This window comes from Streptococcus sp. GS001 (genome assembly GCF_021595565.1).
GTDB lineage: Bacteria > Bacillota > Bacilli > Lactobacillales > Streptococcaceae > Streptococcus > Streptococcus xiaochunlingii.
On the sequence record NZ_JACSYJ010000002.1, the window covers coordinates 530,203 to 555,274 of the forward strand.

At 39.7% G+C, this 25,072-nt stretch carries 30 protein-coding genes and 1 riboswitch; of the genes, 9 read left to right on the top strand and 21 right to left on the bottom strand.

What is annotated here, in order from left to right:
- Positions 1 to 96 precede the first annotated feature (96 nt).
- Positions 97 to 1,107, bottom strand: coding sequence for a hypothetical protein (locus tag H8S88_RS06150; RefSeq protein WP_236128156.1), 1,011 nt, complete (start codon positions 1,105 to 1,107; stop codon positions 97 to 99).
- A 375-nt stretch (positions 1,108 to 1,482) separates the two neighbouring features.
- Between H8S88_RS06150 and H8S88_RS06155 the strand changes: the two genes are divergently transcribed.
- From H8S88_RS06155 to H8S88_RS06190, 8 genes are all read left to right on the top strand, one after another.
- On the top strand, positions 1,483 to 1,977 hold the full coding sequence (locus tag H8S88_RS06155) for an XRE family transcriptional regulator (protein ID WP_236128157.1): 495 nt from the start codon (positions 1,483 to 1,485) through the stop codon (positions 1,975 to 1,977).
- Between the two features lie 144 nt (positions 1,978 to 2,121).
- Positions 2,122 to 2,442 carry a hypothetical protein gene (locus tag H8S88_RS06160; protein ID WP_443032521.1) on the top strand — a complete coding sequence of 107 codons (321 nt, stop codon included), beginning with the start codon at positions 2,122 to 2,124 and terminating at the stop codon, positions 2,440 to 2,442.
- 53 nt (positions 2,443 to 2,495) lie between these two features.
- Positions 2,496 to 3,527, top strand: coding sequence for an AAA family ATPase (locus H8S88_RS06165; RefSeq protein ID WP_236128209.1), 1,032 nt, complete (start codon positions 2,496 to 2,498; stop codon positions 3,525 to 3,527).
- The gene (locus H8S88_RS06170; RefSeq protein WP_236128158.1) at positions 3,527 to 4,138 is read left to right on the top strand and encodes a hypothetical protein; all 612 of its coding nucleotides are present in this window, start codon (positions 3,527 to 3,529) and stop codon (positions 4,136 to 4,138) included. The genes H8S88_RS06165 and H8S88_RS06170 overlap by 1 nt, the downstream gene beginning before the upstream one ends.
- Before the next feature lie 126 nt (positions 4,139 to 4,264).
- Entirely contained in the window at positions 4,265 to 4,858 is a 594-nt protein-coding gene (locus H8S88_RS06175; RefSeq protein ID WP_236128159.1) for a replication protein, read from the top strand.
- Positions 4,851 to 5,048 carry a DUF3173 family protein gene (locus H8S88_RS06180; protein ID WP_236128160.1) on the top strand — a complete coding sequence of 66 codons (198 nt, stop codon included), beginning with the start codon at positions 4,851 to 4,853 and terminating at the stop codon, positions 5,046 to 5,048. The genes H8S88_RS06175 and H8S88_RS06180 overlap by 8 nt, the downstream gene beginning before the upstream one ends.
- Before the next feature lie 14 nt (positions 5,049 to 5,062).
- Entirely contained in the window at positions 5,063 to 6,295 is a 1,233-nt protein-coding gene (locus tag H8S88_RS06185; protein ID WP_236128161.1) for a tyrosine-type recombinase/integrase, read from the top strand.
- Positions 6,296 to 6,671: 376 nt separating this feature from the next.
- The gene (locus tag H8S88_RS06190) at positions 6,672 to 6,977 is read left to right on the top strand and encodes a hypothetical protein (RefSeq protein ID WP_125329415.1); all 306 of its coding nucleotides are present in this window, start codon (positions 6,672 to 6,674) and stop codon (positions 6,975 to 6,977) included.
- A gap of 296 nt (positions 6,978 to 7,273) precedes the next feature.
- Here the strand turns inward: H8S88_RS06190 and H8S88_RS06195 are convergent, their stop codons facing one another.
- The 9 genes from H8S88_RS06195 to H8S88_RS06230 all read right to left on the bottom strand — a co-directional run bounded on the left by H8S88_RS06195 (position 7,274) and on the right by H8S88_RS06230 (position 14,472).
- A complete protein-coding gene (locus H8S88_RS06195; protein ID WP_312023216.1) occupies positions 7,274 to 7,876 on the bottom strand; it encodes a DUF1002 domain-containing protein in 603 nt (200 codons plus the stop codon).
- A complete protein-coding gene (locus H8S88_RS09860) occupies positions 7,809 to 8,288 on the bottom strand; it encodes a DUF1002 domain-containing protein (RefSeq protein WP_260469296.1) in 480 nt (159 codons plus the stop codon). The genes H8S88_RS06195 and H8S88_RS09860 overlap by 68 nt, the downstream gene beginning before the upstream one ends.
- A gap of 193 nt (positions 8,289 to 8,481) precedes the next feature.
- Positions 8,482 to 9,084, bottom strand: a complete 603-nt coding sequence (locus H8S88_RS06200) for a lysozyme family protein (protein ID WP_125329414.1) — start codon at positions 9,082 to 9,084, stop codon at positions 8,482 to 8,484.
- Positions 9,084 to 10,058, bottom strand: a complete 975-nt coding sequence (locus tag H8S88_RS06205; protein WP_125329413.1) for a nucleoid-associated protein — start codon at positions 10,056 to 10,058, stop codon at positions 9,084 to 9,086. The genes H8S88_RS06200 and H8S88_RS06205 overlap by 1 nt, the downstream gene beginning before the upstream one ends.
- An 8-nt stretch (positions 10,059 to 10,066) precedes the next feature.
- Entirely contained in the window at positions 10,067 to 11,323 is a 1,257-nt protein-coding gene (gene glyA / locus H8S88_RS06210) for a serine hydroxymethyltransferase (protein WP_125336228.1), read from the bottom strand.
- A gap of 38 nt (positions 11,324 to 11,361) precedes the next feature.
- On the bottom strand, positions 11,362 to 11,973 hold the full coding sequence (locus tag H8S88_RS06215; protein ID WP_125329411.1) for an L-threonylcarbamoyladenylate synthase: 612 nt from the start codon (positions 11,971 to 11,973) through the stop codon (positions 11,362 to 11,364).
- Positions 11,966 to 12,796 carry a peptide chain release factor N(5)-glutamine methyltransferase gene (gene prmC / locus H8S88_RS06220; protein ID WP_125329410.1) on the bottom strand — a complete coding sequence of 277 codons (831 nt, stop codon included), beginning with the start codon at positions 12,794 to 12,796 and terminating at the stop codon, positions 11,966 to 11,968. Before prmC ends, H8S88_RS06215 begins: the two co-directional genes overlap by 8 nt.
- Positions 12,796 to 13,875, bottom strand: a complete 1,080-nt coding sequence (gene prfA / locus H8S88_RS06225) for a peptide chain release factor 1 (RefSeq protein ID WP_023026823.1) — start codon at positions 13,873 to 13,875, stop codon at positions 12,796 to 12,798. Before prfA ends, prmC begins: the two co-directional genes overlap by 1 nt.
- Before the next feature lie 9 nt (positions 13,876 to 13,884).
- The gene (locus H8S88_RS06230; RefSeq protein WP_048716033.1) at positions 13,885 to 14,472 is read right to left on the bottom strand and encodes a thymidine kinase; all 588 of its coding nucleotides are present in this window, start codon (positions 14,470 to 14,472) and stop codon (positions 13,885 to 13,887) included.
- Between the two features lie 112 nt (positions 14,473 to 14,584).
- Between H8S88_RS06230 and H8S88_RS06235 the strand changes: the two genes are divergently transcribed.
- Positions 14,585 to 14,767 (top strand): 4-oxalocrotonate tautomerase, encoded by a 183-nt coding sequence (locus tag H8S88_RS06235; protein WP_236128162.1) that lies wholly within the window; start codon positions 14,585 to 14,587, stop codon positions 14,765 to 14,767.
- Positions 14,768 to 14,944: 177 nt separating this feature from the next.
- On the opposite strand, the gene H8S88_RS06240 is transcribed toward H8S88_RS06235, so the two are convergent.
- The 11 genes from H8S88_RS06240 to efeB form a co-directional block, all read right to left on the bottom strand.
- Positions 14,945 to 16,291 (bottom strand): MATE family efflux transporter, encoded by a 1,347-nt coding sequence (locus tag H8S88_RS06240; RefSeq protein ID WP_125336230.1) that lies wholly within the window; start codon positions 16,289 to 16,291, stop codon positions 14,945 to 14,947.
- Between the two features lie 116 nt (positions 16,292 to 16,407).
- The gene (locus H8S88_RS06245) at positions 16,408 to 17,670 is read right to left on the bottom strand and encodes a nucleobase:cation symporter-2 family protein (RefSeq protein WP_125336231.1); all 1,263 of its coding nucleotides are present in this window, start codon (positions 17,668 to 17,670) and stop codon (positions 16,408 to 16,410) included.
- A complete protein-coding gene (locus tag H8S88_RS06250) occupies positions 17,670 to 18,251 on the bottom strand; it encodes a xanthine phosphoribosyltransferase (RefSeq protein ID WP_125336232.1) in 582 nt (193 codons plus the stop codon). Before H8S88_RS06250 ends, H8S88_RS06245 begins: the two co-directional genes overlap by 1 nt.
- A 75-nt stretch (positions 18,252 to 18,326) precedes the next feature.
- A riboswitch (purine riboswitch) is annotated at positions 18,327 to 18,422 on the bottom strand.
- Positions 18,415 to 19,398 carry a GMP reductase gene (guaC, locus tag H8S88_RS06255; RefSeq protein WP_048716041.1) on the bottom strand — a complete coding sequence of 328 codons (984 nt, stop codon included), beginning with the start codon at positions 19,396 to 19,398 and terminating at the stop codon, positions 18,415 to 18,417. Its footprint overlaps the riboswitch before it by 8 nt.
- 178 nt (positions 19,399 to 19,576) lie before the next feature.
- Positions 19,577 to 20,299 carry an alpha/beta hydrolase gene (locus H8S88_RS06260; RefSeq protein WP_236128163.1) on the bottom strand — a complete coding sequence of 241 codons (723 nt, stop codon included), beginning with the start codon at positions 20,297 to 20,299 and terminating at the stop codon, positions 19,577 to 19,579.
- A complete protein-coding gene (locus H8S88_RS06265) occupies positions 20,296 to 20,856 on the bottom strand; it encodes a sugar O-acetyltransferase (protein ID WP_236128164.1) in 561 nt (186 codons plus the stop codon). Before H8S88_RS06265 ends, H8S88_RS06260 begins: the two co-directional genes overlap by 4 nt.
- A 56-nt stretch (positions 20,857 to 20,912) precedes the next feature.
- Positions 20,913 to 21,038, bottom strand: a complete 126-nt coding sequence (locus tag H8S88_RS09865; protein WP_023023285.1) for a hypothetical protein — start codon at positions 21,036 to 21,038, stop codon at positions 20,913 to 20,915.
- A gap of 254 nt (positions 21,039 to 21,292) precedes the next feature.
- The gene (locus H8S88_RS06270) at positions 21,293 to 21,490 is read right to left on the bottom strand and encodes a twin-arginine translocase TatA/TatE family subunit (protein WP_236128165.1); all 198 of its coding nucleotides are present in this window, start codon (positions 21,488 to 21,490) and stop codon (positions 21,293 to 21,295) included.
- A 3-nt stretch (positions 21,491 to 21,493) separates the two neighbouring features.
- On the bottom strand, positions 21,494 to 22,213 hold the full coding sequence (gene tatC, locus H8S88_RS06275; RefSeq protein ID WP_154852922.1) for a twin-arginine translocase subunit TatC: 720 nt from the start codon (positions 22,211 to 22,213) through the stop codon (positions 21,494 to 21,496).
- Positions 22,203 to 23,885: an FTR1 family iron permease gene (locus H8S88_RS06280; RefSeq protein WP_236128166.1), complete on the bottom strand. Its 1,683-nt coding sequence runs from the start codon at positions 23,883 to 23,885 to the stop codon at positions 22,203 to 22,205. Before H8S88_RS06280 ends, tatC begins: the two co-directional genes overlap by 11 nt.
- Complete coding sequence (gene efeB, locus H8S88_RS06285; protein WP_236128167.1) at positions 23,863 to 25,071, bottom strand: iron uptake transporter deferrochelatase/peroxidase subunit; 1,209 nt, start codon at positions 25,069 to 25,071, stop codon at positions 23,863 to 23,865. Before efeB ends, H8S88_RS06280 begins: the two co-directional genes overlap by 23 nt.
- Position 25,072 lies beyond the last annotated feature (1 nt).

The following is a 25,072-nucleotide window of genomic DNA, read 5'->3' on the forward strand; positions in this document are numbered from 1 at the left end:
CTACTTCTTAATTTTTAATATAAACTATTATACCATCTTTTTGAAAAAACAAGGTGTTTTTTTGATTATTCGTCCGTAAAAAGTGCTTTTAAAAAATTAAATCAAATGATCATCTACATCTACATTTATATATACTTCAACTTTTTTGCTTTCTAATTCGTCAAATACTTTTTGAAATTTAGCTAATCTTTCGACATAGTTTAAAGTATCTATAGTAATTTCCTTCTTATTCTTAAAATATACATCATTATCATCAATTTTATCAGTCAATAGATCATTTCCACGATTAATTTGGTATTCAAACAAATTTTTATGCACTTCGTCCTCTAATAGGTTATATGCAATCCATCCATAAGATCTTCCATCATTTGGTGTGAGAAGATCGAAAAAATCTTCTTTTATCAGCTCAAAGAAATGATCAATAGTTTTTGATAAATTACGTAATGTGTCTTGTTTAGTACCAAAGTAAAAACTGTAATACTTTGAAAAACTCATACTATAAACTCTTTGAGATTCAATTTCCAATTTCAAAATTAAACGTTGAACAGCTGCAAATATAATATTTTGGAATTCACTGTCTTCAATAAATTCCTTTCGACTAGTTGTGTTGCTAAAAGCTAAAAGTCTCAAGCGTTTTTTTACAATGTATTCAGAAAACGGCACGTAATCTATTAATAATTTAACTATGTCAGAATTATATTTCTCAGAAATGAAAGCATCGCAAAAAACTTTAAATAAAAATTGTGGCAAAAAAATTTGGTATGAAAAATAATCAATCCCTTCAGCATCTCCAACTACGTTCCAAATCAAATTAGAGTACGTACTATTCATATTTTCTGCTATAGTTTCTACTATTTCATCAGTATATTTTATTTTTCTATTTAATAGTCTACTCATAGTCTGAGTGGAAATCTGTCTAGAAAACCCATAATACGGTTCTTTACCGGCAAAGTTCGGATTTTGGGAATTTGAGGAGATTGTTACTTCATTCTTCTTAGAATATAAAATCTCATATTGTTTTAAGTTATTATTCTTTATATAGTTTTTGATCTTTAAATTTAAAAGATACTCAACATAATCACCGCTACTTTTAAAAATATTTTTCATTATTATGCCTCATATTAAAAATATTGTATAGAAGTCTTTAATTATTTTATAAAATCTATACAACAATTTTATTGATTATATCATTATTTTTATAAATAATCAAAATTAGTTGTATGAAAAATCAATAAATTTAGGATGATTTTACGTAATTAACATACAACATTATATTTGAGATAATTGATTAGTAGATTAGTTTAAAACTACATATAGTCCAAATGGTGCACCATAGACGGATTGAAACAATATGTTAATCAGTTCTAAAAACTGATTATACTTCATTGGTCTTCACCGTAATTTTGTTGTGTCTTTTTTCACTGTATTCGGTAAATGTAATGATAATATTGTTTTTTTCCGTCAATGGGCGGAAAGGACATTATGCTTAAAGATAAAATTAGAAATTTGTACTGTGAATTACTTGGGTTAAATATAAAGAAACGATTGATTGATAATAATATTTGTCAGAATGAGATATCTCATTATTTTTATGATGAAGTAAAATTGATTTCAGCACCAACAATAAGCCAAATATTAAAGGGTAAGAGAAATATTACTAATGATTCTGTAGTCGCTTTACAAGATACATTGAATCTATCTAATGTGAAGAGTATATTTTTTCCAGATCTAATTTTTTGCAATTTGCTACTTAAAAAGTTAATACACTTTATTCTTACTGATGATCACTTTATAGGTAGCACAACGCGAGATCTTTTTAAAGAAAAAGAAAATGTTATTCAAGAAAATATCTCATTACTAGCGAATGAACTATATAGTTTCTTCCCTGACTTTCCAGAAGAGGAGACTTCTTACCAAATTTCTGACAGTTTGACGGATTGGTTGATTGAATTTGTTGCTCTTGTAGCACAACTTTAAAAATTATTGTTTCATTAATACTGAAAGCGGCACATAGCTAATTCATTTATTATAGAACTGTACTTAGCTAAGACAGTCCAGCTCAGACTAAAAAATGAGCATAGTGAGGTCTCAATTAAATAATCAAAAAGGAGTCTAATATAAATGACAATTAAAACAAAGCATCGCAAAAGTGGATACTCTGCTCAAACAGCAATGAACTATATAAGAGCTAATGAGGCTATCTACAGTTTAAGCACGGAACTAGAACCCCAACAACTATTTGAGGATGGTAAGCCAACAGGAGAAATTGGAGCCTACAAGGCTACTTTTGTCCAAGAAGGCGTAGAACCCTTTCAAGTTAAATTTGAAGATAAAGTTAAGCTTCCTAACTTTCTCAGTTTGATTCAATTCGACAACCTTCAAGCTGTAGAAGTTCGATACAATGTTTACTTTAAAGCAGATGGAATTAAAGAGGTTAAATAATAGTGTTTAAAGAAGAAATAAATTTTCAAGCATATTTGCTCCAGAGTCTAAATATGACTCTTGGAGCCTTGATACAGGGAGAAACGAGTTATACTAACAGTTTTAACATTGTAATTAAAGAAGATGGCTTTATTTTCATTCCTAGACTTCCATGTTCATATATTTTAGATAATGAACTCTACAATAAGATTTACCTGATTGCTAACGCTTCGCTCTATCCACATTACACCTTATTAAAGCAAAATGCCACTTACTTTATTCCTTTAAAAACAAATGATATTCATGTTCAACGTGGTCTCTTTTTTCCATGGAAGGCGGGAATTTCAAAACGCTTGATTATTCCTGATCTCGATAAATTCACAGCTGAACTTCCAAAAAATTATGTTCCAATTATGGAAAATTTTTCCCTAAATCTTGATAAAATCAATCATATAGCTATTTGTGGTAACTCTGGTTCAGGTAAAAGCTACGTTCTTACCTACTTACTAAGTGTTCTCGTTAAACAGAGTGAACTTATCATCGTTGATCCAAAATTTGATAGTCCTAGTCGTTGGGCACGCGAGCATAATATTTCGGTTATTCATCCATTAAAAAATCGCTCTAAATCTGATTTTGTTTCAGAGGTCAATGAACAGTTAAGTCAGTGTGTTAATTTAATTCATGAACGTCAGGCAATCTTATATGATAATCCTAGTCATGAATTTACTCATCTTACAATTGTAATGGACGAAGTATTGGCGTTATCAGAAGGTGTTAATAAGACAATAAAAGATTCTTTTTTATCCCTTTTGTCGCAAATCGCTTTACTCGGACGTTCCACAAAGATTCACTTGCTTCTCGTCAGTCAACGCTTTGATTATACAACTATCCCTATTTCTGTACGTGAACAGCTCAACGTTCTCATCCAAATAGGAAATATCAACAAAAAGACTACTCAATTTTTATTTCCCGATCTTGATCCTGAAGGAATCGTGATTCCAATTGGTCATGGTACAGGCTTAATACAGGTAATTGATAATGAGCATCCTTACCAGGTACTTCCTTTACTTTGTCCAACATACTACACTAAGAAAGGTATTCATTAATGATTAAAAAAACATTCTTTATAAAAACATATAACCTTAATATATACTTGATTCTATTTTCACTTTTAACAGGATTTATTGGATGGTCATTAAATTTTCTATCGAACTCAATTGATCTAAGTTTACCGATCTCTTTTGACTTCTCACAGATTAATTTCTTTTTAAGTTTAGGGAGTCATTACTCCTATAATGCAATGATTGGTATTCTCTTTATCTTATTTTCATCAATCATGATTGAAGTTCTGAATCGAGTAAGGTTTGATAGTTTCCTCAACTATCTCAAGTCTATATATCACACATTTAAACTTCGTAATTTCTTAATACAGCGAGAAATTACGAGGGATGCAAAAACTATAGAAAACCAAGTCATTGCACCAATAAATCAAATTAATGATAGTTTCAATCGCTGTGCTCGTAAAAGCGTAATAGATATCCAAAACGATGAAGTTAAAGTCTTTATAAAAGTTCCAAGAGACCAGCAAGGGCAAAAACTCTTAGGAGATATGATCTCTCATCTTAAAGACGAGATAGCTAGTCAACATCCTGACTACTACTTCTCTGCACCTAATCGTTTACGCAACAACCTATGGGTGATTGGTAAAAAAAGATAAAAGAAAGAGAGGCTGTGGCTTGCGTTAAGCAATAGCCAAACTGCCTCTCTTTAATTGATACATAGAATTGGGTTTTACTACGACTCCCAATTCTCCAATAATCTATAATCAGAAAGGTTTAATAATATGGCAAAAGAACATCGTTCGAGTAAATGGACATTTATTTTCTACAAAGAAAGTGCACCTGTTGACTATCTTGAAATTCTTGAAGAATTACACGTACCATTTGTCTTAAGTCCTTGGCATGATAAAGATATTAACCGACAAACTGGAGAATATAAAAAAGCACACAAACACGGAGCATTCTTCTTCGATTCACTCAAAAGTTATAAACAAGTATCTGAGTTAATTAAGGAGAAACTTAATGGCCCGTCACATGTTGAAATAGTTCAGTCTCCAAAAGGACTTTTTAACTATTTTACTCATGCTGAAAATAAAGAGAAAACTCAGTATGATGTAAATGATATTGAAGTTGGTTGTGGCTTTAATCTTGATAAATTTCTTGTTGAGGTTAACTCAGAAGATTTTATTAATGAGGTGGTTGATATAATTACTCAAAAAGATTTTACCGAATTTGAAGAATTGGTGTTGTATGCACGTAACAATCAAAAGCAACTACTAAATTTTATTGTTGATCGCACCTTTTTTTTTGCTAAATATCTCGATTCACGGCGATGCAATCCATTACGAAAGAAGGTAAAGGTTGAAAAAGATGAATAATAATATTCGAATTATCACATATAACGATTTAGTTAAAATAGGCTTTGCCAAAGCCACAGCTCAGCAAATTATTAGACAAACAAAGCTTAGTATGGTAAAACAAGGATATACCATTTATAATAATAGAAGACTAGGAACAGTTCCTACAGATGCTGTTGAAAAGATTCTTGGCTTTAAGTTACATGAATAGAAAGAAGGTAACTTATGGTAAAGACAAATTTTCAAGATGTCTATATTGACGAGAAAGGACAATACTATTATGAGGTTAGTTTAGGAACCGATAATATTACAGGTAAGCGTATTAAGAAAAAAGCTCGAAAAAATGCTAACGGAAAGAAATTTTCATCTGCAAAAGAAGCATATACAGAAGCTATCAGGATTAAAAATGATTACCTACAATCACATGGCTATTCAAATTATGATATGACTTACGAACAGTTCATGAATACGACCTACTTACCATATTATCAATCAGAAGTAAGTGAACACACATATTCTACACGCCAACCTACATTAAATTTAGTCATAAAACGATTCGGGAAAAAGAAACTCAAGGATATTTCTATTAGAGATGTACAGAGTTTTAGAACATGGCTACTATCTAAAAAATGTGGGAACTATTCTCAAGCATATGCTAGCTTGACTTTTGGAATGTTTCGTAAATCTCTTGAATTTGCTGTAAATATGCAATTTCTTGATACTAATGTTTCTATGAAAGTCAAAGCAATTCCGAAAGGTAAAACACATTCTCGATACTGGACAAAGCAAGATTTTGAAGAAGTTATCAGTTGTATATATATTGAGGATTTCTATGAACATTTAAGCTTCGTTTTACTATGGCTCTATTTTTGTACAGGATTGCGTGTAAATGAGGGAACTGCTTTATGGTGGAATAATATTGACTTTGAGAAAAAACAGCTTACTGTCAATCATATGTTGATTATGTCAAGCAAATCAAAATGGATTCGTCAAAATCATACCAAGACTGATTCAGGTTTACGGACAATCTCGTTAGATGATGATACAATCGCTATTCTCAAAGAATGGAAAGATAGGCAAGCTAGTTTTGGAAGAATAAATTTTGTTTTAAGTTATGACGGAAATCCTATGCTTAAATCAACCATATCAAGAATTATTAAGAGGTATGCAAGATTAGCAAAAGTTCCAGAAATACAAGCAAAAGAACTAAGACATTCTCATGCTTCTTATCTTATCAATGAATTAAACGCTTCGGTTCTTATAGTCTCTAAACGTTTAGGGCATTCTTCCCCTGAAATAACATTGAAGCACTATGCTCACTTATGGTCAGGTGTTGATAAGGAATTATCAGAAGAAATGACTGGCTTAATTTCAATTAAGCATGCAAACAAAACAATGATACATTTTAATGGCAACCAATCATTATCGAAAAGGTCGCCAAAATTGTCTCCAAAATAATCAAATTTAGCCAAAAACACTGTTATATCAACGTTTCTAAATCTCTGTTTAGTCGTTGAGTGGGAATAAAATGACTTGATAAAATAACGCTTGAAATCATTGATTTCAGCGTTTTTTTATATATGTAAGACAGCATTTATAATCAAAATAACCTCTACCTCTAGACCAGTTCCAGGCAGTCTATATCAAGGAGCAAAATTTCCTAATTCAAAAAACATAGAAAATATAGACGGAACTTGTGAACTCTATTTGGGTGTTAGATTAATATTAAATAATTTAGAATGAAACAGGTTCTTGTATGAAGCTCGTACTTATGTTATGATAGTTTTAAATCTATTCCTTTTGAGTAAGGAATTCATAAAGTTAGGAGAATCAAATGTCTAAAATTACAGTTTCGCGTCAAACTGGCCTTGTAGGTGTATTAATGAAGGTAAACGTTTATATCAATGGAGAATGTGTTGCCAACTTAAGCAAAGACGAAACCGTTACACTTCCGCTTCCTGAAGGGCTTGATATGGTTAAGGTTTACGTAGATCAAAGAGGAGCCTTCACTCGTTCTAAGGAAGTGATCGTAAAAGCTGGTCAAACAGCTATTATTAAAGCTTCAGCTATGAAAACACTTCTAGGTATTTTCGGAAAAATCTTAGGTATTCCTTATCTCTCAATCGAAGTAACAGATTAAAAAGCCATCATTCGATGGCTTTTTAATGTATGCACACTAATCTTATCTTACATAAAATAATCTCTTTGAATCAATAATGATGATTACTTGTTGTTAAAATTATACGAGCAATTTTGAAATTTTCTCAGTGAGAAAAGTGCTTGAAACAGTATGATTCAAAACTTAGTCATGGAACTTCCTGGATTGCTGAAATCATCCACTGGATAATTTCAGCTAACCTCCTCACTCACTTAAGGAAAGTTTCTAAAATACTTCGTATTTGAACTGAAATCATCTAGCATTGGTTTTTTTATAGTTTATTTCCTCTTGATTTGTTTAGTATGAAAACGAAAAACTATTAATCCGATTGCAAGGAGCATCAGGACTCCCAGTCCAATCATAAGGTACAAAGGAAGCTTGTTGGTTTCTTTCAGTAGTGTTTCTGTATTGAGCTTGGTATCAATCGTATTAAAGCTATCTCCTGCTTTCTCAATGATATCCTGTTTTAGAGCTTTGAGGGACTTGACAAGGTTTTTATCAGAGCTTAGCTGACTATTAGAAAGCTTGCTAGCAAAATCAACTAATTGTTTGGTTTGTTCATTCGTTATAGCACCCTCTAATTGATAAGTTTCCAGAATCTTTTTTACCAGCTTTTGGAAATCTTTCTTCTCGAGCTTTTTGTCTTGATTGCTTCCTGTTAGAGCTGCGATTTTAAGATCGATGACAGCTACATTGAGCTTATCTTCATGGAAGCCTTTTTTACGGGCACTCTCTTTATAGATGGTTGCAAGCAGGGATAATTCTTCCTGAGCAAGTGTTTTGTTTTCATCAGATATGGTGCTACCATTTTGCTCAAGGGAGTATGCGACCGCTGCAAGGGCACTCAGGCCTGATGCTACTGTTGGAGATGCAATCGTGATGTCGGCGTGTTTCTAGCCCAAGAGTGGTCAGTGCATTGCGATGCATATCCGCTGTTACTTCTGTTATATTTTGAGGAGTGACAATGTGCACGCTAACGGGCGCTTTCTTGGCTTGTTTCTGCAGTTTAACGGAGGAATAATGATCTCCATTCTCATCAATAGTAAAACTTGTATAAGCAGAAGGATTCATGATTTTCCATTCCTTCTCATTTTCCTCGTTATACATCAAGAGACCGAGGGTCTGTTCTACTTCAAATTCATCCAATGATGAGCCAATGACATAGTCAGCTTGGCTATATTTTTGATCAATGACTTTTTGAATGGTTGAGTTTGCAAAAACTGTTGAAGAGCTTGCAAGGAGGGCTAAGCAGCTTACGATTAAGATTCCAATAAATTTCCTGAATGGCTTCATACCTTCTCCATAACTACTTCTATCATACTAAACCTCTTTTGGACAATAAAAAGGAAGCAGGTTTTATCCCTTTGCCTCCCAACTAGTTTATCCTTTTTATCTTAAGACTGACTTACAGCTCCTTTAAAAACAGATGGCAGTTTGCTCCATAAAAAACAAGGGATTCTTCCCTTGTTTAGAGCGACTGCTTGTATTAGAACCAGGAAAATAGTTTCATGATGAACTGATTCATTTCAACGAGACGTGAATAATAATAATTTCCCCCATTAACGTAGAGCTCTGAGCCATGTAAAAATGAAATAGGATGGAGATAAATATAGGTCTTCCCTGTGACATTACCAAGACTCGGTGCAACCACTTCTTTTGAGTATTTACGAGCTAATTCAAGACTGTTTTTCCCGCCATTTTTTTCTACATATTCAATGTAATCCTGTCCGAAATTATAAGCCTGAACAGCTGTCCAGGGATCGACTCCCTTCTCCTTTGCTTTTCGCAGATTCTCAGAGAGGGTTTGAATCCCTTGCCGGATACTTTCTTTGTTATTGGTGATAGAATTTGTCTGGCCTGTTGCACTTTCACTGGCCTGCATGACATCATCTTCCTTGCCCTTGGTCTCTGTATAAATCATAGCAAGGATCAGATCTTCATTCGTACCAGTATCTTCCTCAGCCAGTACTTCACGCACTAAGGTACGATAAGTCATGACCTGTTTGACATCCCGGTGTATTTGATAACCCTTGAATATGAAAAAGACGAGCAAGAGGCAAAAGAAAATTTTTATTATTCGTTTCATCATTATTTATTCTGAATGTCCTCTATATTCTTGATGAGGATCGAGTAAGTCCCATTTTCATTCTGAATGAACTCTACCGATTCAGCATCTTCGTAAACATGGTTAGGGACCAAAAGCTCAATTCCGTTTGAAAGGGAAAGTTTTTGGTTTTCAAATTTCTTCAATTGGCGGCTGGCATCAATCTCATCGAAGCGAACAGGATCTGGAATAGTCTCTTTCACCTGATCGACAAAACTGAGTCGAGCCGTTAAGTTGTTATCGAACAAATCATTGGCTAACTTTTCAGGTGACAATTCATTCTCTTCTTCCAGTTGGTTGAAAATTGCTGATTTGACCTTGGATTGGAACTGAAAATCATCTTGTTGGAAGTTCTCAGCAATCCGTTGGGCTGTTTTTTCGATTTCTTTGATCGATTTTTTAGGTGAAATCTTAGGTTGTTCCTGGAGGAGATTCTCAGAGAAATAGTTCAAGAAAGCCCCATTGAACTTGATTCGTTTTTCGATCAAATGGTACTTGCGACTTTGAAGATTGATGACCAAGGCTTCATCGGCCCCCGTTCCAAAGCCAGGTAGATTGTTTTGCGTTAGCTTGATTGGGTTATCTACTTCTCCTCCAAGATGGGTCAAGGTTTCCCGTAAGGCAATCCGAAGAAAGGCAAAATGATCCACCCCTTCTTTTGAGAATTGGATAAACACCAAATCGTTGGTCTTTTGATTATCAGAGACGACAAATTCTTCTTTCCAGCGATTGGCTAAGGCTACTGAAGTTTCTAGGAGATCATCCGTTATCATCTTAAGGAATGGATTGTCTTCCTCAAAAATGCCGGTCTTCGCCTCATCGGAATAGACCCGCTCAATCTTTTTGCGCAAGTATTCCTCAATTTTTGGGGTGATATTCAGGAATTTGTCTGCTAGATAAAGATCGGTATCATCTGGGCTAAATTGATGAATGATGGCTTTTTTTACGTAAATATCCATAAGATGGTTTAGTCCTCGTAAAGTGGGAAGGCATCTGTCAAGGCTATGACTTGGTTCCGCACCTCTTCTAATACAGCTGGGTTCTCTGCGTTTTTCAAGGTTTTAATCATCAGTTCAGCCACTGTACGGCTTTCCTCTACTCCAAAACCACGAGCGGTGATGGCTGCTGCCCCGATACGGATTCCACTGGTCTTGAATGGTGATAAAGTTTCGTAAGGGATAGAGTTCTTGTTGAGAGTAATGTTGACTTCATCCAACAAGTTTTGCGCCACTTTCCCATTTTCAACGACTTTCGTCACATCGACAAGGAAAAGGTGGTTCTCAGTTCCGCCTGAAATGACACGGAAATCAGGATCTTTTAAGAAGACATCCGCCATAGCCTGACTGTTTTTAATGACGTTCGCTGCATACTCTTTAAAGGCTGGATCCAACGCTTCTTTAAAAGCGACAGCTTTGGCTGCGATGACATGCTCCAAAGGTCCTCCTTGGATACCAGGGAAGATAGCTGAATTGATCTTCTTGGCCAAATCTTCATCATTGGTTAAGATCAAGCCACCACGAGGGCCACGAAGGGTCTTGTGAGTGGTCGTGGTCGTGATATGGGCATAAGGAACTGGACTTGGATGAAGACCTGCCGCTACCAAGCCAGCGATATGGGCCATGTCAACCATGAGCTTGGCTCCTACTGCATCCGCAATCTCACGGAATTTTGAGAAATCAATAATCTGAGAGTAGGCTGATGCACCAGCAACGATGAGCTTTGGCTTCACTTCTTGGGCTTGTTTTAAGATGGCGTCAAAATCCAAGAGTTCTGTTTCGGGATCCACGCTGTAAGATACAAAGTTGTAGGTTTGCCCTGAGAAGCTCACAGAGGCGCCGTGAGTTAAATGTCCCCCTGCAGCCAGATCCATCCCCATAACAGTATCGCCAGGCTCAATCAAGGCCATATAAGCAGCACAGTTGGCCTGACTACCTGAGTGGGGTTGAACATTGGCAAACTTAGCACCAAAAATTTCCTTAGCGCGTTCAATCGCCAAGCTTTCAACGACGTCTACAACATCTGTCCCACCATAGTAACGATGACCAGGGTAACCTTCAGCATATTTATTGGTCAGGATAGACCCTTGTGCAGCCATAATTGCCTTTGAAACGACGTTCTCAGAAGCAATCAACTCGATATTGTTTTGCTGGCGCTCCTCTTCTTTTGCGATGGCATTCCATAGGTCCGCATCATAGGCTTTGTAATCTTCTTTGTCAAAAATCATAGGTCTTCTCCTTTATAAAAAAATATTTATGTACATTATCACTGAGGAAATTCATCATCCTCAAAGGAAAGCTCGGGCACATGTGCAAGCAAATCAGCTTTCGTTATAGAACCTTGCCGCAAAATCCTAGCTTTAGAACCAGAGATATCCAAAATAGTTGAATCTTGGCCAGTCAAGAAGTCATCATCCTCCATACCAGGAACCACTTGATCAAATTCGCTTACAATAGCCTCATACTTTGTTCCACTTGCATGACCTGAAAGATTAGCCGAGGGACCTACCAAAGGGCCGTATTTACGAACTAATTCCAATGTTTTTGGGTGAGCCGGAATACGGAAACCAACTGTATCTAATCCTGAATGAATCCAGTCTGGGACCTTGTCATTCGCCTGAAGAATGATAGTGAGAGGCCCTGGTAAGAATGAATCAATCAGTTTTGTTAAATAACTGGGTTGATTTTTCGAATATAGTCTGATATCTTCTTCGCCGGCTACATTTAAATTCAGTGCCTTGTCTCTCGGTCTACGTTTTAATTCGTATATATAATCAACTGCCTCTTGGTCCAAAGCTTTAGCGAAAATACCATAGACTGTTTCAGTTGGCAGAATAACCGCACGGCCTGCTTCTAATTCTTTCTCAATGTTATCCATTGTCTACTACTACCATTCTATCTTGTCCAAATTGGTCTTTCAGAACGCGAACGCGTTTGTTGGGAAATACTTCTTGAAAGAGCTCTTTTACTTTGCCTCCTTGCTTATAGCCGATTTCTAGATAAATCTTTCCATCTGCTGTTAAAACACTTGGTGCCTGCTTGGCAATCTTTTCGTAGATGGCATATCCATCACGATCCGCAAAAAGAGCTAAGTGGGGTTCAGAGGCTAAAACGTTGGCTCCAACCTCTTCTACATCATCGCGAGAGATATAGGGTGGGTTGGACACAATCAGGTCATAAGGACCTTCTAGTTCGTCCAGTACATCTGACGACTTGAATTCAAGGACTGCTTCTAACTGCTTGGCATTTTCTTGAGCCAGGGCTAAGGCCTCCTCTGAGACATCACTAGCTTGAACCTGCCAGGAAGGTCTAGCAAGGGCTAGGCTAATAGCAATGGCACCACTACCTGTTCCGATATCTAGAACTCGTAAGGCTTCCTCATCGTTTTCCTCCAGTATGAGATCCACCAACTCCTCTGTCTCTGGTCGTGGGATCAGCACTCGCTTGTCAACTGTAAAAACATGGCCACAGAATTCTGCGCTGCCAATAATATACTGGGCAGGGACGTGATGTTTCAACTGCTCAAAGATGGATTCAAGCAAGTCCTGGTCCTCTGCTTCCACTTCTTTTTGCAAGACAAGGACAAAGTCTGTAAAGGTCCAGTTTTTTAAAGCTCGATACGCGAAGGAGAGGCTTTCTGCTTCCTCTCCAACGGCTATTAATGCTTCTTCATACTGGGCTAATAATGGTCCCAACAACATTATTTATTCAACTCTTCTAGTTTTTGAGTTTGGTCATACAAGACCAAAGCATCTACCACTTCGTCCAGTTTACCAGATAAGATAGTATCCAGTTTTTGAAGGGTCAAGCCAATCCGGTGATCGGTCACACGGTTTTGAGGGAAGTTATAAGTCCGGATCCGCTCTGAACGGTCACCAGTACCGATAGTGGACTTCCGCTCAGCGTCTTGCTCGTCTTGGGCAATCTGAGCAAAGTGGTCAGCCACACGCGCACGGATGATCTTCATGGCTTTTTCGCGGTTCTTCTGTTGCGTCCGTTCTTCCTGCATCTCTACCTTGATATTGGTTGGCAAGTGGACGATACGAACGGCTGTTGCGACCTTGTTGACGTTCTGTCCACCCGCACCAGATGCGTGGTAGATGTCAATCCGAAGATCTTTTGGATCAATGTCGTACTCAACTTCTTCAATTTCTGGCATGACCAGAACGGTTGCTGTAGAGGTATGGACACGCCCTTGGCTTTCTGTCACAGGAACCCGTTGCACCCGGTGGGCACCAGATTCATACTTGAGTTTCGAGTAGACTGATTGACCAGAGACCATGGCTACGACTTCTTTGATCCCGCCAACGCCATTGTAGGAAGCTTCCATGACTTCAAAGCGCCAGCCTTGGCTTTCTGCGTATTTTTGGTACATCTGCAATAGATCACCAGCGAACAATTGGGCTTCGTCTCCTCCTGCTGCCCCACGGATTTCCAAGATAATGTTCTTATCATCGTTTGGATCTTTTGGAAGAAGTAAGATCTTCAGTTTTTCTTCGTATTCTTCTTTTTCAGCCTTAGCATCCTTAAGTTCTTGCTTGGCCATTTCTTCCAAATCAGCGTCTCCACCTGATTCTTTAATCATTTCTTCAGCATCGACGATATTTTGAAGGACTTGTTTGTACTCACGGTAAGCTGTCACCGTGTCACGAGTGGAAGCTTCTTCTTTTGAAAGCTCCATAAAGCGTTTGGTATCAGAGACCACATCTGGGTCACTCAACAATTCTCCTAACTCTTCATAACGGTCTTCTACAGCTTGTAGTTGATCATAGATATTCATGTTTGCTCCTTAAGATTTCTTTTCTTGCTTAATATCTGGATTAAAATAATGCTTGCGGCAAACCGAGATATAGGTCTCGTGTCCACCGATCTGGATCTGCTCTCCATCGTAGACGGGTTTTCCCGCTTGGGTACGCAAGACCATAGTCGCCTTGCGGGAACAGTACTGGCAGATAGTTTTGATTTCCTCGATCTTGTCCGCTAACAAGAGGAGGTGTTTGGAACCTTCAAAGAGTTCATTTCGGAAATCATTTTTGAGGCCGAAAGCCATCACCGGCACATCCAGTTCATCCACGACTCTTGCCAGATCATAGACATGGTGGCGTTTCAAAAACTGGGCTTCATCGATCAAGACACAATAGGGTTTCTCTTCCAAACTTTGGATATAACCGAAGATATCTGTCTCGTCTTCGATGGCCATCGCTTCCCGTTTCATACCAATCCGGCTAGAAACTACTCCCACTCCATCTCGTGTATCGATTGCCGAGGTCATGATGACGACGCTCTTACCTTGCTCTTCATAATTATGGGCCACCTTCAAAATCTCAATGGTTTTCCCCGAGTTCATGGTCCCATATTTATAATATAATTGTGCCATTTTCCTTCTGTTCTCTCTAAAAGTGTTTCATTATATTTTACCATATTTTTGCCCAGCTTTGTATCCTAAAATGTGATAAAATAAGGTTAAGATTTATGAAGGAGGTGGCGCAATGCCATTTGTACGTATTGATTTATTCGAAGGGCGCACATTGGAGCAAAAGAAAGCTTTGGCCAAGGAAGTAACCGAGGCTGTCGTTCGGAATACAGGTGCTCCCCAATCTGCTGTCCATGTCATTATTAATGATATGCCTGAAGGAACCTACTTCCCTCAAGGTTTGATGCGCACTAAATAAGAGAGTGGGACAGAAATAGGTAATTCGTTAGAATTCGATTTCGTCGTCCCACCTCCGCACAGTTGAGTAGGGCTGTAAAAGCTGATGAAATCAGCGAAGTAGAGTCCACTCAACCACTGCGTTTTGCTCGATAATCCAAAGACAATTGAGAGGCTAGGACTTTTGTCCCAGCCTCTTTTAGGAAATTTGGTATTTCTTTTGAATCTGCCATAGTCGTATCTGGTAACAAATACCACTAACGACAATACTAGAAATTAAGCCAATCCAGTAAGCATACGGACCTAGGTTAGTGACATGGTCTAAAAAGATCCCCAAGGGAATAGAGACACACCAGTAACAAAAGACACCAAGTAAGAAGGGAACGGTAGTATCCTTGTACCCCCGAAGAATCCCTTGAATCGGTGCTGCGACTGTATCTGCTATTTGGAACAGCAGGCTATAGGTCATGAAAATGGCTGTCTGATGAATAAATTCTGAGTCAGTTCCATAGAGACCCGCCACTTGATAGCGATACAGATAGAGGAAAGTGAGGGTAAAAAAGGCAAACCCAAAGGCTGTCCAGCGTCCGATCCGACAATATTGACGAACGACATCGGGACGCCCAGCCCCAATCTCAAAGGAAACGATAATAGCCATGGTATTGGAGATGCTAGCTGGGAAAGCATACATAAGGGTTGAGAAGTTCATAGCCGACTGGTGACTGGCAATGGTCATAGATGGGAATTTAGCCATGAGCAAGCCCACTACAGAGAAAATAATCACTTCTGCAAACACAATCCCTCCAATCGGTAATCCGAGTCGGATCGTCTCTTTCATCTCTTTGAGGTTGAGAGGTTGGATCTTCCATAGTTGGTAGATAGCTACTTTAGGATGTTTGAAAAGAATCAAGAAAGCAATGATGAGGAGAACCCAGTAAGCTAAGGATGTCCCTAGTCCTGCTCCTGCTCCTCCTAGCTCAGTTAGACCAAAAGCTCCATAGATCAACATGTAGTTAAAACTTGCATTTAAAGGCAATAAGAGGAGCATGAGGTACATGGACAAGCGAGTGAGGCCCAAGGTATCTAGCAAGGAACGGACCACACTAAAGAGTAAGAGTGGCAAAATTCCTAGAGACAGAAAGGCTAAATAATGGGTTGCGATCCCAGCTACGACACTTTCTAGACCAATTTTTCTTAAGACAATCGGTGCAATCAGCAAGACAAAAGCAATCAAAAGAACAGCCATCATAAAAGAGAGATAGATAAATTGATAAAAATCAGAAGCGATTCGTTTTTTATTTCCCTGTCCTAAATGATGACCGATAATCGGTGTTAAAGCTGATACAATCCCCGTTAAAAAGGTAAAAAATGGATTCCAGAGACTTGTGGCAGTCGAGACTCCAGCTAAGTCTAAGGTATTGTATTGTCCCGTCATGGCTGTATCCACAAAACTAGCAGAGTAGTTGGCAAGTTGATAGACCAGGAGAGGGATAAATAGACTGATAAACAAGCGCAAGCGCTCTTTAAAATGATGGGTTAGATACATGGTAGGACTCTCTTCTTATCATGGTGAAATTTTCTCTTACCACTCTACTATATGTCTCCTTAAATGTCAAAAAAATTAAAAAACTGAAGATTTAACGGATCCTCAGTTTTTTTAGATTATTTTTTGTTGCGGTTTAAGATGGCGTTCAGAATGATAGCCAAGACACTGGCAACAACAATTCCGTTTGCAAAGAACATTTTAAAGGCACTTGGTAGGCCATTAAAGAGGGTGCTGTTGTTCAATCCTACTCCTGCTGCGATCGATACAGCTGCGATGAGGAAATTGTGCTCATTGTGCTCAAAATCAACACGCGCAAGGATCTGCATCCCTTGAATAGACACAAAACCAAACATGACTAGCATAGCTCCACCAAGTACTGGACTTGGAATGATTTGCGCCAAAGCTCCAAACTTAGGCAGGAGACCAAGAAGAACGAGGAAGCCAGCCGCGTAGTAGATTGGAAGACGGGTCTTGATACCAGACAATTTCACCAAGCCGACATTTTGTGAGAATCCAGTGTATGGGAAGGTATTGAAGATACCGCCAAGAAGGACGGCCAAACCTTCAGCGCGGTAACCATTACGAAGGCGCGTGCTATCAATTGGATCTTTTGTAATATCTGAAAGTGCAAGATAGACACCAGTTGATTCGACCATGGAAACAGTTGCGATGATACACATCATGACAATTGAAGTAATTTCAAACTTAGGAGCTCCAAAGAAGAATGGCGTTGGAACATGAACGACTGGAGCTTGTGCTACAGGTGCGAAGTCCACCAAGCCCATTGAAGCTGCTATAGCTGTCCCAACGATCAACCCAATCAAAATAGAGATGGATTTGATAAAGCCAGTTGTATAGATGTTGACCACCAGAATGATGAGGATGGTAATAACAGCTAAAATCAGACTTTGAACTGTTGGTTCTTCAGCATTGTTCCCCATATTCCCAATCGCTACTGGAATCAAGGTCAAACCAATGGTCGTAATGACAGATCCCGTTACAATGGATGGGAAGAGGTTAGCGATTTTAGAGAAGAAACCTGAGACCAGAACCACATAAATCCCGGAAACAATCAAGGCACCAAACATGGCACCACTACCATGGCTAGCCCCAATCATGCTGAGAGGTGCCACAGACTGGAAGGCCACCCCGAGGACGACTGGAAGACCAATCCCGAAGTATTTGTTTAATTGCAATTGCAAGAAAGTGGCTACCCCACACATAAAGATATCTGTAGAGATGAGATAGGTCAATTGCTGGGCATTATAACCCAAAGCACCTGCAATCATGATCGGTACTAAAATAGAGCCCGAATACATAGCCAATAGGTGCTGCAAGCCTAGAATGGCTGCCTGTGAATGTTTTTCTTGTTTTTGCATTAGATGTCTGCCTCCTTAAATACAACCTGACCGTTTTCAAAACGGTCCAAACGAGCAAGTGAAACAACTGGGTAGCCGAGTTCTTCCAACAGTCCACGGCCATCTTGGAAGGATTTCTCAATAACGATACCGACAGCTTCTACACTGGCACCAGCTTGTTCGATGATCTGGATCAAGCCTTTAGCAGCTTGGCCATTTGCCAGAAAGTCATCGATGATTAAAACGCGATCAACAGGTGTTAAAAACTTGCTAGCAATGGAAACCGTACTGGTCACTTGCTTGGTAAAGGAATAGACTTCTGCTGTCAAAATGCCTTCATTCATGGTAATATTCTTGGCTTTTTTGGCAAAGATCATGGGAAGTTCCAAAGCTTCTGCCACATAAAGGGCAGGAGCAATCCCGGAAGCTTCAATGGTCACAATCTTGGTCAGACCAGCATCTTTAAAGCGTTCCGCAAAAGCCTTCCCAATTTCTTTCATCAACTGGTAATCCACTTGGTGGGTCAAGAAGGAATCGACCTTGAGGATGTTTTCTCCCAGGACATTTCCGTCTTTCAATATGCGTTCTTCTAATAATTTCATGTTTTCTCCTAAACAGTTTGGAACAAAAAATAGAGACTTACCAAGTAAGCCTCTACAGAATCCAAGTATCCCTGGATCAATCTAAGACTTACTTATTGTTAGATGTTCCGGCACCTTGTAGAGACCTTGCGCCAATCCGCAAGATAAATAAGTAATTGTAGTTTTAATGAGAGTCACCATTCCAGATAGAATTCTTTACGATGACATAATCGACATGCTTGAGATCAGCAACCTTGCGGCCTCCAGCATAGGAAATAGAGCTTTGCAAGTCTTGCTCCATCTCTGTCAAGGTATCTTGCAGATGACCTTTGGCTGGTAGGAGGATTTTCTTGCCTTCAACATTCTTATAGGCCCCTTTTTGGTACTCGGAAGCAGATCCGTAATACTCCTTAAAAGATTCTCCATCTACTTCAACCGTTTTCCCTGGGCTTTCAATGTGACCTGCAAAGAGAGAACCAATCATGACCATGCTGGCACCAAAACGAATGGATTTAGCAATATCTCCATGGGTCCGAATGCCACCATCCGCAATAATGGGCTTGCGAGCTGCTTTTGAACACCAACGAAGGGCTGCTAACTGCCAACCGCCAGTACCAAAACCAGTCTTCACTTTCGTGATGCAGACCTTGCCAGGTCCAATTCCAACCTTGGTAGCATCTGCTCCAGCGTTTTCCAATTCACGAACGGCCTCTGGAGTTCCGACATTTCCTGCTATGACAAAGGTATCTGGTAATTCCTTCTTGATATGCTGGATCATTTGGATGACACTATCTGAGTGACCGTGAGCGATGTCGATGGTGATGTATTCAGGTGCATCGTCCTTGAGTTGTGTCACAAAATCGTACTCATAATCTTTCACTCCAACTGAAATGGAAGCAATCAAGCCCTGATCGTGCATCCGTTTGATAAAGGGAATACGACCAGCTTCGTCAAAGCGGTGCATAATGTAAAAATAGCCCCCTTTAGCCAGTTGTTCGGCCACATCTTCATCCAGGATGGTCTGCATGTTGGCAGGTACGACTGGTAGCTTGAAAGTGTGCTTACCAAACTGAACTGTCGTGTCTGCTTCTGCACGACTTTTGATAATACACTTGTTAGGGATTAGTTGAATATCTTCGTAATCAAAGATTGGAAATTCGTTTAACATACGGATTGAAATCTCGTTTCTAAATTTAAATCGTGATGGGTCATCACTTCGTCTTCCGACGTTTCCATTCAAGATTATAACAAAGATACGGAGGCGATTCAAATAGAATGCTGATTATATAAATAATGTTCGGAAATTACTAGCCGATTGATTGGAAAAACTTCTATATATGAGTTATTTATGAACAAATTTTAATCCAATTGATGATTTCTTTGCTGACAAACTCGGGAACTGCTGTATAAAAATCGTGGCCTAGATCCTTTAAGAGCACCTTCTTGATAGAAGGATCTAAATTTTCAAGTGCTCTAGCTCTCCATTCAGGCTCTTCTTCGTATTTAGGACCGATGAACATGACCTTGGTATCTATTAGTGGAGCTTGAAAAGATCGGAGCTCTCGTCTGAGTCTCAGCAGGGAAAGAACCGCTTGTGAATCAAAATCCAGTTCATAATGATGGAGATCAGGATTCCAACGATAACTGGATTGGATGGCCTTTATAGTTGCTGGCGAAGGGTTGTCAGTGTCTCCAAGTTCACTTGCAACAGCTTCCTCTAGAGATGGAAATACCTGTTGCTTCAGATAGGCGAGTGTCTCTTCGATTTCCTGCTCTAATGATAGGATATGTTTCATGTCAAGATAGCCACCATCTAGGAGGACCAGGTTTGTAATTTGTGACATATTGGATGCTAGGTATCGAGCCAAATCTCCACCAAGCGAATGGGCAATGATACAAGTCTTTGTATTAGAATCCGTATGGGCTTCAAACCAGTCTACTAAATCTTGGGGAGATTCCAGTTTCAGCTTATAGGGATCTAGATAGGTGATGGGGAATGGAAAGCAGTGAGCAAATTCGCTCATATGATTTTCGTTACTTCCGAGTCCTCCGATAAAGTAAAACTTCACTCTTTCACCTCTATTTCCTTAATGATTCTGGCTGGGTTACCAGCTAGGACTACATTATCCCCGAAGGATTTGGTCACCACTGCTCCTGCTCCAACGACGACATTATCGCCTAAGGTCACTCCTGGAAGGATGATAGTTCCACCACCTGCCCAGAAGTTATCTCCAATCGTTATCGGAGCTCCATATTCTTTTCCTGCATTCCGTTCATGTGGATCTAGGGGATGGAGAGGGGTGAGAAATTGGCAATTGGGACCGATCATGGCGTTCTTTCCAATCCTGATCGGGCAGACATCCAGCATGGTTAGGTTCCAGTTGGCATAAAAATTCTCACCCAAGTGGATATTAACCCCATAGTCACAAGCCAAAAAGGGATGCAAGGATAGATTTTCTCCAGTAGATCCGAACCAACTTTTTATGAGTTGACTCCGCTTCTCCCCGTCTGCTTCTTGGTTAAAGGCAAATTGCTTGGTCCGAGCTTCTTGTGCTAACTTCCTCAATTCTGGATCAATGGGACTGTAAAACTCGCCAGCAATCATCTTTTCATATTCCGTTTTCATAATTATCTCCGTCCTATAGTAAAAAACCACTCAAAGTGAGTGGGCTTGTTTATTTCTTAATGGTACATCAGGTAGCCATCAAAGAGCTCAAATATTTTTCCTATCGCTCGGAAAACAAGAGCCGCAACAAGGGCAACCAGCAAAAAGTAAGCTACAGCAAAAATCACACTAATGATCATCATGACACACTCCTTTTTTATGTACTTTTTCCACCCTCTATTATACTCCTGGCCGATTTTAGATTCAAGGAAAACGCTAACAAATTTTGATTTGTTTTCAATTTGTAATTTACAAAAATTTTCAGACGGATCAAAAATAACAAAAAGCAGGATTCTTACTCAGATATCGTTTTAACGATCTACTCCTGCTTTTGCTATTATTGAAAATGAAAGAACAAAAGATAGTTTTGTCAGAAAATATCATGAAAGGAAAGCTATTATTCTTCAGTCTTACCAGTCTTTTCTTTGTCCTCTTCTTTTTCAGCGACACCATTGTTGACGGCTGACTTGAATTCAGAAAACATTTTCCCAAGCGAGTGTCCTAACTCAGGCAAACGCTTTGGTCCAAAGATTAAGAGGGCTCCCAGGATGATAATAATCAGTCCTGGTGCACCGATATCACGTAAAATTCCCATAATTTATCTCCTTTTTTGTATACGGTTATAGATGATGCGACTGATGCCCAGACTCACTTCATAGAGCAAGATAAGGGGCACGGTCATTGCTAAATCACTGATAAAATCAGCTGGCGTCAGGACGACTGCCAGTACTAGTAAAAGAAAGTAGGCTATTCGACGATAGCGCCTTAACCAGTCTGGCGTTAAGATATGAATCGAGGTCAAAAAGGCTACAAGGACCGGCAATTCAAACAAGACACCCAAAGGTACTGTTGTATGAAAGATGAAGGCCAAGTAGTTCTGTGCCGTTAACTGGATGGTAAACTGGCCTTGTCCCAACTTCAAGAGCACCTCGAGAATAGCTGGACTAACCAGATAATAGCCGAAGAGTAAGCCTAGCAAGAAACAAATCAAACTGGCCGGCACATAGAGCAGAATGGCTCCAGCTTCTCCTTTTCTCAAAGCTGGTTTTACAAATTGCCAGACTTGAAAGAGGGTGAAGGGCAGGGTGATGGTAAAGGCTATTAAGCTCGCCAACTGAAGGTAGATGCTTAAAATGTCATTAGGGCCAAGGACCAAGAGTTTCTCTCGAAATCCAGCCGTCAAAAAGGCATAAAGCTGGTCAGAAAACAAGAGGGCTCCACAAAAGACAACGAAAAAACAAAGGATACAAGCGATGAAGCGTCGTCTAAACTCGCTTAAATGCTCTACAATAGTGAGCCTTCTATCTTCATTTTTCATGCTGCTTCACCGTCACATTCCCGACAATAAGAACGAATAGAACTTGGCAAGCAAGAACTTCCCAGCTCGGATAGATCCCCGCCCAATCAATGGTTGGGAAATTACTCAAGATATGATTGGGAAGCATATTGGTTAATTGAAGCGCGTGCAGGCTCACCCCCAGCATCTTAAAGGCCAGGGCATAGATCATCCAAGTCAGGATGAAGAAAATCTTATGTGGCTTGACCAGATGGCTCGCCTTGGTCATGAGAATAGCAAGAATGGCCAAAACTGCGAGTGCCAAGCCGATCCCTAGAAAGAAATCAAAGGAGCGAATACGAGGGAGAATCCCTACATAGAAAAGGATAGTCTCAGCCCCCTCACGGAAGACAGCTAAGAAACTGAGGGCAAACATAGAAATGAAACTTCCAGTTGCTGTCACAGCCTTCATCTGACTTTCCATGAATTGGTTCCATCTTTTAACGGAGGACTTGCGATGTAGCCAAATCCCAATGACAATCATCATGCCTACTGCGATAATTCCTACCGCTCCCTCGATCACCTCGCGGTTTGAAGCCGAGGTCACAGCTGGGAATAAGAATTGAAGAGCGACTGCAATGGCTGCACTGGCCAGGATACCTAGAAGAGCACCTGCATAAACCCATTTCAATCCTTTGACCAATTTAGCTGACTTGAGAACTGTCACCAAAGCCATGACAATCAATAGCGCTTCGACTCCCTCGCGTAAGAGGATCAACATAGCGTCAACCGCCGAATAGGAGGCGGTGGTATCAATAGCTGATAGATCACTAATCAGAGCTTCCAGTTGCTTTTGGTACTTGCTTTCCTTCCCCTTGACCATAATAACTGGACTTTGACTTTCCACTCTGGTATAGAGACCAGGATTGGTCGTGCTGACATCGCCTTCGATCGTTGGCCAAATGGTAATGAACTCCTTCATCACTTGACTAGCTTGGCTAGTGTCATTGGCTTGGAAGAGGCTTAGAGCTTTCTTTAGGAGCTTGATCCCGTCTGAAAGAGTCAGATTGGAGCTTGTTTCCTCAATCTTTTCCCCACTGATAAATTGATCCAGTACATTCTTTAAGTCGTTGTAAGAAGATTGGATGGCGTCAAAGTTTGTAGGCTCTGTTTCGATGGCACTTCTCAAGAAGGAGATAGCTGTTTCTACCTTTCCATAGTAAGCCGTACTATGATTTCTGACAACGGCTTCATTCCGAGTCCAGGTGTTGTTTAAATCAGCATAAGCCTTTCGTGTCGCCTGGAGATCCTTTGCTGTGATCGCCTCTTGAAGCTTCTCAAAGTAAGGTTGCAAGCGAGTTTCTAGTTTCTCTTTTTCAGCATCCAAATCGACTGGATTTTGCTCTTTTTCAAAGGCTAGCAAGTAAGTGGAGACGGTCACCAACTGCTTTTCTGTGATCTCTCCTTTCAAGTCCAGACTCTTCTGGACTTCTTTTCCTGCCTTGGAATCATGATTGGCCTTCTTTAGAAACTCCTCTTTTATCTCTGCGACCAGAGTGTGAGCCTTTTCTTGGTCCTTATCCCGAACTGCTGTCGTTGCATCAGTGATTTTGATAAAGAGATCACTATAGGATTCGGCCTGAACAGGAGTCACGATGAAAAAGAGACAGGCTACTAGGACGACTAACAATTTATTCAAATAAGTCTTGACCAATGTACCCTCCTTCCTTCACACCTCCGAAGCAGGCAAAGAGGCCACTGCCAATATGGGTCACATATTCATTCATCTTATCGTCTGCCCCAAGATTGGTTTGGATTTTCACAAAGCGGTCTGGATCCTTTTGAAAGGCAATAAATAGCAATCCTGCATCAAACTGCCCCGTTTTCGGATCAATCCCATCAGAGTAAGAATAAGAGCGTCGCAAAATTGGCAGATCCACTTCTTTGGCCAAACGGACATGTGAGTCAACTGGTAAGAGGGAGAGGTCCACTTCGTCAAACTCGTTTTGCTTTCCAAATGGTGCGCCACTTTCTTTATAGCGTCCAAAGGTATTTTCTTGCTCCTGTAGGTTGGTCCGGTCCCAGGTCTCTAGGTGCATGATAATCCTGCGGACAGCCATATAAGAGCCGTTTTTCATCCAGTCATTACTATCATCCCAGACCACCTTATCAAAATCTTTCTCCGTTGTAACGTTGGCAGTCCCATCCTTAAAGCCAAAAAGGTTCCTTGGAGTTTCCATACGATCCCCAATAGCAGCAAATCCTGATTGGCTCCACTTCATGGTCACCTTGTTCCGTCCTTTACGAATCAGATTGCGGACAGCATGAAAGGCCACCTGCTCATCATCTGCACATGCTTGGATAACGATATCACCACCCGTATACTGCTCTCTCAACTGTTCCTTAGGAAAAGCTGGCAGATCCCGGAAGAGTTTAGGGCGTTTCTTCTCAAGGCCTAGTTTGGTCAAAAAGCTAGCCGAAACACCAAAGGTTAGGGTGAGGCGATAAGGATTTAGTCCGACTGTTTCCCCAGTATCACTTGGTGGCAAAAGGGCGTTGGAACCATCCTTTTTGACAAGTTCCCCATTGACTAATTTCTGGCTATAATCTGTCCAATCCTTAAACAACTGAATCAATTCGTTTTTATCTGTCGTCCGGAGATCGAGCACCACAAAATAGATATTCTTCTGCATGGGGGTGGTAATTCCAGCCTGATGCTTGCCGTAAAAACTAATTTCTTCTTGACCGTCAGCGATATTTTTGGAACCTTGCTCCTTATTAGCGAAAAAAGCAGAAGCACCGGATAGACCAAGTGCTAAGCCTGCTCCCCCAATACCTGCTTTTTTCAGAAATTCGCGACGATCCATCTTCTTTTCAAAAAATTTTTCGTCTTTTGTCATT

Excerpts from the sequence above, each read along its gene's own strand:
- H8S88_RS06150 (WP_236128156.1), bottom strand. The coding sequence starts at position 1,107 with ATGAAAAATATTTTTAAAAGTAGCGGTGATTATGTTGAGTATCTTTTA.
- H8S88_RS06155 (WP_236128157.1), top strand. The coding sequence starts at position 1,483 with ATGCTTAAAGATAAAATTAGAAATTTGTACTGTGAATTACTTGGGTTA.
- H8S88_RS06160 (WP_443032521.1), top strand. The coding sequence starts at position 2,122 with ATGACAATTAAAACAAAGCATCGCAAAAGTGGATACTCTGCTCAAACA.
- H8S88_RS06165 (WP_236128209.1), top strand. The coding sequence starts at position 2,496 with ATGACTCTTGGAGCCTTGATACAGGGAGAAACGAGTTATACTAACAGT.
- H8S88_RS06170 (WP_236128158.1), top strand. The coding sequence starts at position 3,527 with ATGATTAAAAAAACATTCTTTATAAAAACATATAACCTTAATATATAC.
- H8S88_RS06175 (WP_236128159.1), top strand. The coding sequence starts at position 4,265 with ATGGCAAAAGAACATCGTTCGAGTAAATGGACATTTATTTTCTACAAA.
- H8S88_RS06180 (WP_236128160.1), top strand. The coding sequence starts at position 4,851 with ATGAATAATAATATTCGAATTATCACATATAACGATTTAGTTAAAATA.
- H8S88_RS06185 (WP_236128161.1), top strand. The coding sequence starts at position 5,063 with ATGGTAAAGACAAATTTTCAAGATGTCTATATTGACGAGAAAGGACAA.
- H8S88_RS06190 (WP_125329415.1), top strand. The coding sequence starts at position 6,672 with ATGTCTAAAATTACAGTTTCGCGTCAAACTGGCCTTGTAGGTGTATTA.
- H8S88_RS09860 (WP_260469296.1), bottom strand. The coding sequence starts at position 8,288 with ATGAAGCCATTCAGGAAATTTATTGGAATCTTAATCGTAAGCTGCTTA.
- H8S88_RS06200 (WP_125329414.1), bottom strand. The coding sequence starts at position 9,084 with ATGATGAAACGAATAATAAAAATTTTCTTTTGCCTCTTGCTCGTCTTT.
- H8S88_RS06205 (WP_125329413.1), bottom strand. The coding sequence starts at position 10,058 with ATGGATATTTACGTAAAAAAAGCCATCATTCATCAATTTAGCCCAGAT.
- glyA (WP_125336228.1), bottom strand. The coding sequence starts at position 11,323 with ATGATTTTTGACAAAGAAGATTACAAAGCCTATGATGCGGACCTATGG.
- H8S88_RS06215 (WP_125329411.1), bottom strand. The coding sequence starts at position 11,973 with ATGGATAACATTGAGAAAGAATTAGAAGCAGGCCGTGCGGTTATTCTG.
- prmC (WP_125329410.1), bottom strand. The coding sequence starts at position 12,796 with ATGTTGTTGGGACCATTATTAGCCCAGTATGAAGAAGCATTAATAGCC.
- prfA (WP_023026823.1), bottom strand. The coding sequence starts at position 13,875 with ATGAATATCTATGATCAACTACAAGCTGTAGAAGACCGTTATGAAGAG.
- H8S88_RS06230 (WP_048716033.1), bottom strand. The coding sequence starts at position 14,472 with ATGGCACAATTATATTATAAATATGGGACCATGAACTCGGGGAAAACC.
- H8S88_RS06235 (WP_236128162.1), top strand. The coding sequence starts at position 14,585 with ATGCCATTTGTACGTATTGATTTATTCGAAGGGCGCACATTGGAGCAA.
- H8S88_RS06240 (WP_125336230.1), bottom strand. The coding sequence starts at position 16,291 with ATGTATCTAACCCATCATTTTAAAGAGCGCTTGCGCTTGTTTATCAGT.
- H8S88_RS06245 (WP_125336231.1), bottom strand. The coding sequence starts at position 17,670 with ATGCAAAAACAAGAAAAACATTCACAGGCAGCCATTCTAGGCTTGCAG.
- H8S88_RS06250 (WP_125336232.1), bottom strand. The coding sequence starts at position 18,251 with ATGAAATTATTAGAAGAACGCATATTGAAAGACGGAAATGTCCTGGGA.
- guaC (WP_048716041.1), bottom strand. The coding sequence starts at position 19,398 with ATGTTAAACGAATTTCCAATCTTTGATTACGAAGATATTCAACTAATC.
- H8S88_RS06265 (WP_236128164.1), bottom strand. The coding sequence starts at position 20,856 with ATGAAAACGGAATATGAAAAGATGATTGCTGGCGAGTTTTACAGTCCC.
- H8S88_RS09865 (WP_023023285.1), bottom strand. The coding sequence starts at position 21,038 with ATGATGATCATTAGTGTGATTTTTGCTGTAGCTTACTTTTTGCTGGTT.
- H8S88_RS06270 (WP_236128165.1), bottom strand. The coding sequence starts at position 21,490 with ATGGGAATTTTACGTGATATCGGTGCACCAGGACTGATTATTATCATC.
- tatC (WP_154852922.1), bottom strand. The coding sequence starts at position 22,213 with ATGAAAAATGAAGATAGAAGGCTCACTATTGTAGAGCATTTAAGCGAG.
- efeB (WP_236128167.1), bottom strand. The coding sequence starts at position 25,071 with ATGACAAAAGACGAAAAATTTTTTGAAAAGAAGATGGATCGTCGCGAA.